Source organism: Thermotoga sp. KOL6 (assembly GCF_002866025.1).
Taxonomy (GTDB): Bacteria; Thermotogota; Thermotogae; order Thermotogales; family Thermotogaceae; genus Thermotoga.
On record NZ_LNDE01000001.1, the window covers coordinates 220,469 to 233,933 of the forward strand.

At 41.6% G+C, this 13,465-nt stretch carries 9 protein-coding genes; all 9 read right to left on the minus strand.

Features of this window, described 5'->3' with window-relative positions:
- Nucleotides 1–72: 72 nt before the first annotated feature.
- The 9 genes from AS005_RS01110 to AS005_RS01150 all read right to left on the minus strand — a co-directional run bounded on the left by AS005_RS01110 (nt 73) and on the right by AS005_RS01150 (nt 13,387).
- Entirely contained in the window at nt 73–1,125 is a 1,053-nt protein-coding gene (locus AS005_RS01110) for a galactokinase (protein ID WP_101509855.1), read from the minus strand.
- Nucleotides 1,122–2,078 carry a galactose-1-phosphate uridylyltransferase gene (galT, locus tag AS005_RS01115; RefSeq protein WP_101509856.1) on the minus strand — a complete coding sequence of 319 codons (957 nt, stop codon included), beginning with the start codon at nt 2,076–2,078 and terminating at the stop codon, nt 1,122–1,124. The genes AS005_RS01110 and galT overlap by 4 nt, the downstream gene beginning before the upstream one ends.
- Nucleotides 2,075–3,733 carry an alpha-galactosidase gene (gene galA / locus AS005_RS01120; RefSeq protein WP_101509857.1) on the minus strand — a complete coding sequence of 553 codons (1,659 nt, stop codon included), beginning with the start codon at nt 3,731–3,733 and terminating at the stop codon, nt 2,075–2,077. The genes galT and galA overlap by 4 nt, the downstream gene beginning before the upstream one ends.
- Nucleotides 3,734–3,738: 5 nt before the next feature.
- Nucleotides 3,739–6,996 (minus strand): glycoside hydrolase family 2 TIM barrel-domain containing protein, encoded by a 3,258-nt coding sequence (locus AS005_RS01125; protein WP_101509858.1) that lies wholly within the window; start codon nt 6,994–6,996, stop codon nt 3,739–3,741.
- 211 nt (nt 6,997–7,207) lie between these two features.
- A complete protein-coding gene (locus AS005_RS01130) occupies nt 7,208–9,157 on the minus strand; it encodes a beta-galactosidase (RefSeq protein ID WP_101509859.1) in 1,950 nt (649 codons plus the stop codon).
- A gap of 33 nt (nt 9,158–9,190) precedes the next feature.
- The gene (locus AS005_RS01135) at nt 9,191–10,027 is read right to left on the minus strand and encodes a carbohydrate ABC transporter permease (protein WP_101509860.1); all 837 of its coding nucleotides are present in this window, start codon (nt 10,025–10,027) and stop codon (nt 9,191–9,193) included.
- Entirely contained in the window at nt 10,024–10,902 is an 879-nt protein-coding gene (locus tag AS005_RS01140; protein WP_101509861.1) for a carbohydrate ABC transporter permease, read from the minus strand. The genes AS005_RS01135 and AS005_RS01140 overlap by 4 nt, the downstream gene beginning before the upstream one ends.
- Nucleotides 10,903–10,978: 76 nt before the next feature.
- Nucleotides 10,979–12,208, minus strand: a complete 1,230-nt coding sequence (locus AS005_RS01145) for an ABC transporter substrate-binding protein (RefSeq protein WP_101509862.1) — start codon at nt 12,206–12,208, stop codon at nt 10,979–10,981.
- A 177-nt stretch (nt 12,209–12,385) separates the two neighbouring features.
- A complete protein-coding gene (locus AS005_RS01150; RefSeq protein WP_101509863.1) occupies nt 12,386–13,387 on the minus strand; it encodes a LacI family DNA-binding transcriptional regulator in 1,002 nt (333 codons plus the stop codon).
- Nucleotides 13,388–13,465: the final 78 nt, after the last annotated feature.

Here is a 13,465-nt window from a genome sequence, read left to right on the forward strand (position 1 = left end):
TATCGTGTTTTTCTAAGGTGAAATGACCATTTTGGACTCATACTGAAAAGAAAAAGGGAGCACAAGCTCCCTTCAAATCTTTTGAACACCGTCTGCGCTTTCTATTTTATGGAAGGTGAGATCTATTTCAAAACGCTTCTTGTAGGATCTCGCCAAGTCTTCCTTTATTTTTTCGAAAACACCTTTCTTCGAGAGAACGATCACTCCTCCACCAAACCCACCGCCCACCATTCTGGCACCGAGAACGCCTTCTTTTTTTCTTAAAAACTCGACGATAAAATCTGTCTCCTCACAAGAAACTTCGTAAAGATCACGTAAGCTTTCATGAGAAGAAAAAAGCAGTTTTCCAAGCATTTCAAAGTCTCTTTTTCGTAAGGCTTGAACACTCTTTAAAACCCTCTCATTCTCTTCCAAAACGTGTTGGGCTCGTTTTTTTAACGTTCCAGGAAGTTTGCCCAGCTCTTCTAATTTCACTTCGCGAAAACTTTTCTTCCCAAGAATTCTCAACACCTCTTCACATTCTTGCCTTCTCTTGTTATATTCGGAAGATGAGAGTTCATGTTTTACGTTGGAATCGACTAGATTAATCTCAACTCCCTCCAGTTCAAGTGGGACGTATTCGTAATTCAAAGTCATGGTGTCCAGAAAAATTGCGTGACCTTTTTTTCCAAAAGCTGATGTGAACTGATCCATGATACCACATTTCACACCTACAAATTCTACTTCCGCTTCACGTGCGATTCTCACAAGTTCAAGTTTTGTCACGTTGAAACCAAAATGTTCGGATATCGCATACGCAGCGGCGACTTCGAGGGCTGCGGAACTCGACAATCCCACTCCAACGGGAAGATTGGAAGAGATCACAATTTTCACAGGAGGAACTACAAAACCTCTTTTCTCGAACGCTCTTATCACCCCAGAGATGTAATCAGTCCATTTGTTGAGCTTTTTTGGTTCATCCATTTCCACAGTCTCATTCATAGTTTCTGAATGAAAGATAAACTTTTTTGTCCTTTCTAGAGAAAGAAAAACGAACTTGTTAACTGCAAAAGGTAAAACGTAGCCATCGTTGTAATCAGTGTGTTCTCCGATGATGTTTACACGCCCTGGTGCCTTTACTTTCATATCTTCACCTCCACCTCTCTAAGTCGCTTTGCCGCTTTTTCAGGAACAACTGGGTTTATGAACGCCCAAGTACCCGTTTCAACGCTGGCCATCCATTTCAATTTGTCCTTGTCACGTTTCGGAGGATTGAATTCCACGTGGAAGTGAAAGAAATGTGAAACGTCTTCCCCATTGAAAGGTGCCTGGAAGAACATCATCATGTATGGAAATTCCTGCTCGAAAAGTTTGTCATATTTGGCAGTCACTACTTTTAGAACCTCTGCAAATTCCTTTTTTTCTTGTTTAGAGAGTTCCAAAAGGTTACTGACGTGTCTCTTCGGATAGACGTGGACCTCATATGGAAAGCGTGCATAAAAAGGAACAATCGCGAGAAAGTTGGCCGTTTCGTAAACTTTTCTCTCTTCTCCTTCGTTCTCAATGATCTCACATATAGTACACATTTTTTTCTTTTCATACCATTTTCTCATCGCTTCTATTTTCACTTCTATTCTTTTCGGAAGAAAAGGGAAAGCGTAGATCTGACCGTGAGGATGAGGAAGTGATGCTCCAACTTCTTTTCCACGGTTTTCAAAGATGAAAACGTACTTCACAAAATCATGCTGAGAAAGATCCCTGGTTCTGTCTACCCACATCTCCACGAGTTTTTCAATCTGCTTTATAGGCATACCCGGAAGTGCCGTGTTGTGATCAGAAGTGTAAACTACAACCTCGCAAACTCCACGAGATTCTTCTTTTTTGAAAGGGCCTCTTTCTTTCCAATCAACAGGTGGCGGATCCTTCTTGAGAGAAGGGTACCTATTTTCGAACGTCACAAGGTCGTATTCCTCAGGAAGTTCCAACCCTCCCACACATATGGGACACTCCGTCTTTGAAGGCTGAACGGGCCTTTTCTGGGTGGCCGCAGAGACGATTACCCACTCATCCGTGAGAGGATTGTACCTGAGCTCCATCATTCTTTATCACCCTCTTCGTAAAAATAGAAATTTCTTCCATCTTCTCTTCTTACGATTCTTTTTTTCAGCAAGGACTTTCCTTCCTTTTCCAGGTGGTATTCTCTATTTTCCAGGTCTACTGAAATCTTCACGTTTCCCGAATTTGTCCCAGATGAGACAATCTCGTATTTCATATCCGTTGTCAGAATGTCCTGAACACGAGGCTTCCCACCGAGAAGATCGAGAGTTTCTCTTAAAACCTCCCTCCCGTGGTCTTCCACAAGTGAAAGATCGTCACTTTCTACGATCATATTATCGAGAACCCCACAGGTGTAAGAGTAAAGTTCTCTCTCCTTCAGCGTTAGTTCCGTCTTTTCTTTTCTGAGGATGAGACAATCTGGATCATTGAGCCAGAGTCTATCGTGCATGAAATATCTTGTAATAGCGTTCCTCAAGGCCCATTTGGCAGCCGGTGTACCGTTGTCTTCCACATGGTCACCCCAGAAGGGAGCGGTATCGGGTCCTATTCTCATCCCATCCACGTAACCCACCGCAGGAAGAAGGGGGGAACCACAACCGAGAACAAAGGAATCCTCTCCAACTGCTTTTCTAATGGTTTCTATTCCCTTCCTGAAAGCTTGGATTGGCGTGATACTTTCTTTTCTTTCTCCAGGAATTGCCCCCGCGAAGAGGAAGTCTATCTTGAAATATCTGTATCCCATATTCTTCAAAGACTTGAAAATATCGAAAACCCAATTGAGCACTTCTTCATTTGAAAGATCGAGGGCGTATATCTTTTTGTTCCAATTCCTATAGGCTATCTTGGGTTCTCCATTCTCTTTTACTACCCAATCTGGGTGGGCATTGAATGTTTCAGAAGTTTCTGAAACGCTGAACGGTGCAGTCCATATTCCAGGAATGAAACCGCTTTCTTTTATTGTCCTAGCCATCTCTTCAACTGTAGGAAAACCATCCTTTGTGACAAGCCAATCACCGATATCCTTTTCGTAAGCGTCATCTATTTGAAAGACTTCAAACGGGAAACTTCTCGCAAGTTTCAGATTCTTCAAAGTTTCTTTCCAAGTGAGATCCAAAAAGTAATGATACCAGCTACACCAACCAACGGGAGTGTGTCTAGGAACTTTCGCTTTGTTTTCAAAACCAACAAGTTCTGCATATTTTTCCAAAAGAAGAGAGGTATTTGGATCTTCGAAAACGACGAGAGGTTCAAGTGGTACGAAATCATCAAAACGGGAATCGAAGTATTCCAGGTATGCAATTAAGTCTCCATTTTCTATGGTGAAAAACGGGTGGGCTATCTTGGAACTGAGAAAACCGTAAACCTTACCTTCTTCTGCGACAAAATAATCACTCTGAAGACTCTTTGTGAGAACATCTGGTACTATCGATGCAGTGTAACGCCAATTGGGATCTATTTCAGGCGGTGTGAAAGAATCAACATTCACTACCTTGCACGGTCCCCATGATTGCCAGTTGTTCACAAGAAGTTTCATAGGGACTTTTGTTCGAAAAATTTCCAGTCGTCCAGGGGCTCCTTTTACCCTTCCAGATACTTTGTATCCAAGATGAATCTTTTCCACCTTCCACTCGACAGTGTAGCCTTTTTCATCGAGAACGAAATTTCCCTCTTTGAGTATTTCCCCGAATATCCTCACACAGATCACCTCACGTAGATCGTTTTTCTTGTGTTCAAATTGGTCGAAATCAGGTGATCTCCCTTCGTTAATCCTTCAACTTCGAATCCAACAATCTCACTTCCGAAAGGAGGAACACCAACTCTCCTCGCTGAATATTCCTTCTCATCCACAAAAAGCGTGACAGATTCTTCTCTGCTCACAAACGAGTCGTTGGACACAATCAGAAACACTTTCAAGGCTTCGTTTTCTTCAGCAAGTTCTTTGTTCACTTTCATCTCCACACGAAGGTTCTCAGAGAATGAAGGAAGTTCTCTCCAAATTGGAATGTCACTACACACCTTCATCCTGAAGGTATAATGATAGAATCTTGGGAGAAGTCTATACTCGGGGTGCGGAAGTGCTCCCCAACTGTCATCTCCACCGAGTCCCATTTGCTTGTAATCGATGTTCACTGTGAGAAAGTTTCTCTCTGGAAGTTCGTTCACGTGTTCTGCAACTTCTAAATCTTCCATGGAGAAGGGCCAAACACTGAAGTCTATCTCTGGTATCCCTGAGACAAAGAAAAACACCTTTCCATTCGAGATAGAAAACCATCTCACTTCCGATCTGTTTCCTGTTTCCTGGGGTCGTACGTACCTATGTATCATTTCCGAAATTTCCTTCTTGTGAATCGCGAAAAAACCACTCTCCCTTCTGTCCCAGTACGTTTCGTGAGGTCCTCTTCCATACCACACAACTTCATTGAAATTTCTTCGCAGTTTAAACTGAACACCTATTCTGGGTATCTCAGGAACGTCCTCCCCGGGAATTAAAGAAAGGTCCACAAGTACATCCCCGCTTCCAAAGAGGGTGTAGGAGAGATAAACCCAGGAATTTCCAGGAACCTGATAAACGCTTTGAACGAACATTCTGTTGTTCTCTTTCCGCCAGAACATATTATGAAGTCTCTGTTTGTACGACGCTTCTTTCCAAATTGAAAGTCTTTCCGGCATCTTGTTTCCAAGATCGTTATCGGTGGGGACTCTCCAAAAATTCGGTTTTACAGGACTTTCAAGCAAATTTTCTCCTTTGTAGGCGATCTGCTCAAGAAGACCTGAAAGTTTTGAAAATACGAATTTCGCTTCGGTTGTTTCGATCTCAAGATGAGAGCCACGTTCAAAAAGATCAACTTTTTCATTGGTTAGAACATTTTTCAACTCGGCGGCCTTCAGTTGAAATTGTTCCCAAGCAACGACGTGTCCTTCTTTCGCCCAGAGAGTGTCTTTAGAAAGGGCAAAACATATTTCAAGAAAGTACTCTGCGTCGTCCATTTCGGGAAGATCTATTTTCATGATTTTCTTCCCCAAAGGTTCGATAGAAAGTTTGAAATCTTTCTCCAGCACTACTTCCCCATCTCTTCTGACTCTATAAATGCCATTGAATTCCTCAAGATTTGTAAACAAGTAACGATTCTCTATCTCGTAAGAATCATTTTTTAACTGTCGAATTTTTATGTTTTGGTATATCTTTTTCACCTCAAACAGTTCTGGCTCAGGTGTTCTGTCGGGAAGAACAACTCCATTACAGCAGAAATTCCCATCGTTTGGTTCATCTCCAAAATCACCACCGTACGCCCAAAATTCTCTTCCCTTCTCGTCAAACTTTTTTATTCCTTGATCTACCCAATCCCATATACATCCACCGTGAAGGTACGGATATTTCTCTATCACATCCCAGTAATCTTTTAGATCCCCCACACTGTTTCCCATAGCGTGAGCATATTCACACATAATGAATGGCTTTTTGCGCTCTTTTGAGGCATATTCGAGGAGAGTATCCACCTTGGGATACATCATCGAAAAGACATCGGTGTAGTAGCATTCTCCCTTTCGTGTAGCTCCTTCGTAGTGAACCAATCTTGTGTTGTCCTTGCTTTTTATCCAGAGAGCAGCTTTTTCAAAATTCACCCCGTCTCCTGCTTCGTTTCCAAGCGACCAAAAGACAACTGAAACATGATTTTTGTCACGTTCTACCATCCTCTGAACTCTGTCAAGATGAGCCTTTCCCCACTCTGGCCTGTTTGCGAGCGTCACATCTGGATCCCAACCGATTCCATGAGACTCGACATTTGCCTCATCTATCACGTAGATACCATAATAATCACATAGATCGTACCATTTCGTTTGATTAGGATAATGCGATGTTCTCACAGTGTTTATGTTATTTTGTTTCATCAGTTTTATGTCTTCTATCATTCTATTCACTGTTACCGCATGACCTCTTTCTGGATCGAACTCGTGTCTGTTCACTCCTTTGATATAAAGAGGTTTCCCATTCAAAAGAAGCTCTCCATTTTTGATCTCAACTTTTCTGAAGCCGAAATTGACTTTCTTTTCATCTTCTCCCGATCGTATTTTGAGAACGTAGAGATAAGGCTTTTCTGCAGACCACTTTTTTGGATTTTCAACGTCGAACGAGAAAGAAAGGGAAGAACTCTCTGGTTCGACTCTTTCCTTTATCAAGGTGACTTCGTTTCCTTCGGGATCTGTGAGTGTAACTTCGAGATACTTTCCGCGATCTTCGCCAAAATTTCTCAACTCTATGTCTACGAAAATTCTTCCATTTTTGTAATTCTCGTCCAGATCTGTTCTGACAAAGACGTCCCTCACGTGAAATTTGGGAAGTGTGTGCAAATAGACATCTCTGTAAATTCCTGCTAGCCACCACATGTCCTGGTCTTCTAGATAACTTCCATCGCTCCATTTCAGAACTTCAACGGCAATCAAATTTTTTCCAGGTTTCAAGTGCTCAGTCACTCTGAATTCTGCAGGAGTACAACTGTCCTTGCTGAAACCTATCCTTTTACCGTTTATCCATAAATAAAAGAAGGATCTCACCCCTTCGAAATGAAGAAATATCTCTTTCTCAAACCATTCTTTTGGGACTTCAATCCATTTCCTGTAGAGGCCGGTTGGATTGTCATCCTTTGGAACAAACGGGGGATTCGGTTCGAAAGGATAAACAACGTTCGTATAAATGGGCTTGCCGTAACCTTTCATCTCCCAGTTACTCGGGACTTCTATCTCATGCCAGTCTGTGTCGTCAAAACTTTCAAGGAAAAAGTTCTCAGGAACTTCGAAAGGATTTTTTGCAAAAAGAAAGCGCCAATTTCCATTCAGAGATAGAAAATCCTCTGGATATTCCCAGTCTCCTTTAAATGGATCAAAATACGGTATGAAAGTTGCATGGGGTTTTTCAGTTCCTTCACTCACAAGCTGCGGATTTTCCCACTCGTAATGCATGTTCTAACCTCCCACATGAAGGCATGAAACCCTGTGACCAGGTTTCACTTTTTGCGCAAATTTCACAAACGAGTGTTAGTCCACAGTTTCTAAAATCGTTGATGATTCGCTAATATTATCCAAAGTCACTGATCTATTGACATACACCAGTGCACATTTCTAAAATACCGCTGAGAAAGAGAATTTGCTTTCAAATATTTGGTTACCATTCTTAACTTGTTTCTTCCCATATAACCAAATCCATAGGTTCTATCTTTTCGCTACCTAGAACAACACGTGTATCCTTTGGAATTTCCAAAGGAATTTCTTCGGATGTGAAGTTGAAAACGAAAGTAAACCTTCCTCTTTTTTGCAGGCAAATTCCTTCTGGAAGTTTCTTCACAATGAGTCCTCTCTCAAGTGCCAGTTTTTCGAAGAAATCAGTAAGAAATTCCACGGGTGGCCAAAAACTCAAATAGAACACATTCTTGTTTTTGAACACTCCTCCTAAATTGTCTTCGAAACTCGCCAAAGTTTCAGGTACATCTGACCTCACCATTTCTCTCCATACATTCACGGAGTAGCTCTTTCCACCCCACCTCAAAGTTTCTGTGTGTTTCAAACCCATACTTTCCACCTGGATTACTTCGAGAGGTATTAATTTTTTCAAAGGACCTGGTGGCATTTCTTTGGGTATTCGAAAGCTTTCTGTCTTGCTTCCACTCCTTGGACCGAAAACGAGTAACCCTCCAACTTTCTCGAAAACGCTGAGATACTCTTCCCTTACGATGGGCAGACTGGGCACAACAACTAGCTTATAATCATCCAAAGAGACTCCAGGAGGAACCACATCAACGTTCAATCCGAGTCTCCTCAAGGCCGTGTAGAATCTTAAGACAAGATCGAGATAGTGCACGCCTTCACCATGAGGTTGTATGGAAAAAACCCAATCCGCTTCGTAATCGAAAACGAGCGCCACGTCGCTTTTCACAGACTCATGGAGATCGAGGGTGTTCAACTCTTCGAAGACCTTTTTTATTTCCTGGAAATACAATGTTGGTGTTGAATCCGGAGTTAGCAAACCTGAATGCATCTGTTCCTGTGCAAAGGGGGCTTGTCTCCATCTGAAGTAAGAAACGACTTCTGCCCCATGCGCAAACGCTTGCCAAGTCCAAAGACGAATAGCACCCTTCCCCGGCCAAAGATTGTAGGGCGCCCAATTCACTGGTCCCGCTTGTTGTTCCATCACCCAAAACTTTCCTTTCCCCATACCACGATAAAGATCATGCGAAAAAGAAATCAAATCGGGATAACCCGTTCTATCGAAAGGATTCTGCTCCATCCCTTTAAGCTTCATGAAAACAAGAGTATGTCCCAATGGATAGTTATCCCAGGAAGAAAAGTCCAAATCTCTGGAGAGTTTGTAATGATCGAAATCCGTAAACCCCGCCATAAAATTGTGTGTCACAAATCTTCCCGGTGAAAACTCCCTGATGATTTCTACCTGAAGTTTGTTGAACTCAACTACTTGATCGGAGGCAAACCTGTAATAATCGAGAACATGTGAAGGATTGGGATCCGCCGGTGTAAGATTAGGAAGTTCAATCTCCCTGAAAGATCTATACTCTTGACTCCAAAATACAGTTCCCCAAGCTTCATTCAACTTTCTAATGTCTCCCTCGTATTTTTTTTCTAACCACTTTTGAAAGGCTTCTTTACATTCTTGACAGTAACACCTCACTGTATCATGACAACCGTATTCGTTGTCCGTTTGCCACCCAACAACTGCAGGATGTTTTCCATAACGTCTGGCAATTATGAAAACTATTCTTTTTACCTCTTCACGATAAATTGGGCTGGAAAAACAATAGTGCCTTCTAGAACCAAAATTCTTCTTGTGACCGTATTTGTCAACGGGAAGAATCTCCGGGTGTTCGTCTATAAGCCATTTCGGGGGAGTCGCTGTGGGTGTTCCAAGAATGATCTTCAACCCCACTTTCTCGGCTATATCCAATGTCTCATCCAACCACTCCCAATTGAACTTTCCTCTCTCCGGTTCTATCCTGCTCCATGCAAACTCCCCTATCCTCACATACTCTATGCCGAGTTCTTTCATTCTTCTGAAATCCTCTTCTACCTTCTCTATCCCCCAATGTTCTGGATAATAACAAACACCCAGCATAGAATCACCTCATTCTTTTAATTTTTGGAGACGTCATCCTTTCACACTACCGATCGTCAAACCTTCTATGAAGTATCTCTGGAAGAAAAGGAACACCACAATGGGTACCAAAGCCGCAAGATTTGCGCCCGCAGCTATCACGTTCCAACTTGTGACCCATTGTCCTTGAAGTGTGGTAAGTCCCAGAGTAACAGGTTTCAAATGGTCACTCTGAATCAAGACAAGGGACCACAGGTAGTCGTTCCATATCCAAGTGAATTCCAATATTCCCAAAGCAGCGAGGGCAGGTAAAACAAGAGGCATAATTACCTTCCTGTAGATAAGAAAATCACCAGCTCCGTCTATCTTTGCGGCCTCGAATATGCTCTTTGGAATCGTTACCATGAAATTTCTCAGAAAGAATGTACAGAATCCTGTTTGAAAAGCAATGTGAAGCAAGATGACCCCCCAATAAGTGTCATATATTCCCAATTTTATTGAGAGCCTATAAACCGGGATCAGCAACATTTGAAAGGGTATAAGCATCCCTGCAACAAACATGATGAGAATAGGTCTACTCAGTTTGAAGTCGTACCAAGACAAAGCAAAAGCACTCAAACTAGAAACAAAAAGGGCTCCTACGACTGAAATTCCAGTGATTATGAGTGTATTCACAAAGTATCTTTTCATGTTGGCTTCTCTCCACGCAATCGCATAATTTTCAAGAGTGGGATGTTTAGGAGGATACCACCATCTCAATTCCAACATAACTTCGTCCATAGGTTTAAGAGAGGTGAACACAGATATTATGAATGGTGCCATCCAAATTAAAACCAGCAACGTAGAGAGAGAATAAAATACAATGGCCACAATCAATTTTCTTTTGTTCATACGACTTTTTCCTCCCTTCTAAGCGTGTAGAGAAGATAAACTATTATGAATCCCAAAGTAATGAGGAACTGAATAACTGCAATTGCAGAGCCGTATCCCATTCGATAATTATGGAAGGAATGAATGTACATGTAGTTCGCCAAGACACTCGAGGAATAAAACGGTCCTCCTCTCGTCATTACGTAGACAATATCGAATGCTCTCAAAGAGTCTATTATGTTCACCGTAATCGCTATGACCATAGCTGGCCTAAGGGAAGGAAGTATGACGTACCAGAATCTTTGCCATGCGTTAGCACCGTCCACATAAGCTGCTTCCACCAATTCCGGGGGAACGTTTTTCAAACCCGCAAGAAACAGAACTATAGCGTAAGCTATTTGCCTCCATAAAGCTGCCATTATAAGAGCATAAGTCACTATCTTCGGATCGCTCAACCACGGTTTTGCCAAACTTCCTAGACCTATCGTTCTCAAAAATTCATTCAGAGCACCATGTCTGGGTTCCAATATCCAAGACCATATCTGTCCTATTACAACAAAAGAAAGTGTCATAGGTAAATAAATGAGTGTCTTAAAAACCTTGTTACCGGGAAATTTCTGATCCATCAGCATCGCCATTCCCAAACCGGCAGGAATTGCTATCACAACAAAAGAAACGAGCCATTTTATATTGTTTTTTAAAGAAAGCCAGAAGTATGGATCGCTGAAAAGTCTTTTGTAATTATCCAAGCCTATTATTTTGAAACTCGAAGATACTCCATCCCAATCAGTGAAGCTCAGGTAAATAGTTTGAAAAATCGGGAAAATCACCCATATAAAATAAAGAGTCAACGGAAGAGCCAGGAAAGCGTAAGGAACCCATTTTCTTTTCGACACAAGTGTACGCCTCCTTATTATTGGTATTTGGTATGAGAATATTTGAAATGAGAATTCAAAAAAGGGAGGGCAGGTATTACTGCCCTCCGAATATTCTCTGTCTTTCTTTCTCAAGATTTTCGAGTATCTGATCCAACCTTTCAGGATAGATCATGAATTCAACAAATCCATTCATTCCAACGGTAGCCATTTCCGGATTAGTGTCTCTGTCGTAGAACTGTGTGACTCCATCAGATTCCAAAATCATCTGGAGACCTTTTCGAGCATGTTCGTCTGGTGGTTCAACATTCTTGTTCGCTGCGAGTCTTCCAAGTTTTTTGGCGAAGTACTCTTGAACATCTTTTCTCGCAATGTACTTCATAAAGACTTTTGCCCCTTCCTTATTCTTTGCTTTTGCGGGTACCATGAAGCCATCGATAGGTGTTTCTTCGAACAACCCTACATTCGGATCTATTACCGGGAATCTGAAGAAGTCGAGATCGTCTTTAACACTTGCTGGTGCAACATCCTTTATGAACTGACCAATCAAGTACATACCTGCCTCTCCTCTGAAAAGGAACGCCGCAGCTTCCTGCCATGTGTAAGATGAATGATTCTCTAGGAAGTAACCTTTTTCCACAAGTTGTTTCCAATATTCGAACACTTTTTTAACACGTGGATCGATGTATGGAATCTCTCCTGCAGTTAGTTCGGTGTGGAATTCAATTCCATTAACCCTTAAGTCGAGATAGTCAAACCAACCTGCTGCAGGCCAGAGATACTTCGTTCCGATCGTTATAGGTGTTATTCCGTTTTCTTTAAGAGTTTCGCAAACTTTCAAAAATTCGTCCCAAGTTTTTGGAGGAGTTATTCCGTACTTTTCAAACACAGACTTTCTGTAATAAACTCCCCACCAGTACCAGCTTTGAGGAATGAAGTAAATTTTTCCGTCGTATTCACAGGCACTCCTGAAAGCAGCTGGGAAGTAATCCTCGAAGGTTTCAGGTGCAAATATGTCATCGAGAGATGCTAAAAGACCTTTGCTGGCAAAATATCTCATTCTTTCTCCAGCAAACCAAGTAACCACATCCGGTGCTTCATCGGAATTCAACCAGGTTCTCAATAGAGTTTTGAAGTCTTCATGTGGGAAAGTGTTCACAACAACATCGTACTCTGGATGCTCTTTCTCGAACATCTGAACAAGTTCGGCAAAAACGATCCTAGGTACTGGGTCTGAGATGTACGAATTCACTACTATCTTTTCTTTCGCGAGCACGAAAAGACTTAGAAGAACCAAGGAGATCACCAAAAGAACACGATACTTCATGAGTACCACCCTCCCTTTTATAGAAGTGTTGGTTGATATTCCACATTGCGTTAATGATACCGTGAACGTTTAAGATTGATCAAATGTTAAAAAAGGTTGTTCAACGGAGAAATTTCCAAACAATCACTTATAAAAGATCATAATCGGTTACAAATCGAAGAATCCAAGGAAATCTACTTATGTGGTTTCCCGGACGACAAGTTCCACATCAAGGATGACTCTCTTCCTTCTTTTTCTTCTTCCTTTAATCTTTTGGAGAAGCATTCTGAAAGCTTCGAATCCCATTTCAAACTTCTTTATCCTTATTGTTGACAAAGGTGGACAGACTAAAGAAGAGTAAACAATATCATCGTATCCTATAACAGCCACATCCTCTGGTATTTGAAATCCTCTTTCTTTCAACGCTTTTATTACCCCAAAAGCCATCAAATCGTTGTAACAGAAAACCCCATCAAATTTGAGGCCCTCATTTAGAGCTTTTTGAACAGCCTGATAACCGTTTTCTATGTCTATATCCGTTACTATCACCATATCTTCTCTAAAAGGCATCCCGTGTTCTCTCAACGCTTTTTTATAACCCTCCAGTCTCATGTATGCAGCTGACTTGAAGAGATATCCGCTGATCATCAGAATATTTCTCTTTCCACGTTCGATGAGATGCTTTGTTGCTAAGTAACCACCCTTTATCTCGTCACTGTGTATCTCATCCACCTCAAATTCTTCGAAATGTCTTCCCACGATAACGAAGGGTACGTTCCTTTGCATCAAGGCTTTTATGTCCTCGGCTTTGTCTTGGACAGGAGTTATCAGAAGACCATCAACCCTTCTTTGAAGCAGTACATCGATGGCCTTTTCCTCGTTCTCATAAACTCTCTCGGTGTTCATAAGCATGATCTGATAACCATACTTTCTTGAAGCGGCTTCAATTCCTTTGAGGACCTCCGCATAGAATGGATTCGCACTGTCCGCAATAATCACACCCACGATATTCGTTTGTTTACTTCTAAGGGAAGAGGCCGTTGCGTTCTTCACATAACCAAGTTCCCTTGCTATTTTCAAGATTTTCTTTCGTGTTTCCTCACTGATATCTGGTTTATTGTTCAAAGCTCGTGAAACTGTGTTTATCGATACTCCCGCTCTTTCCGCTATATCTCTTATAGTAACGTACTTTTTTTTCATAAATCTTTCCTCCTTAGAAAACACATAAACACAACATACATGCTATTTATGATATCATACGTAAACGTTACCGTGAAA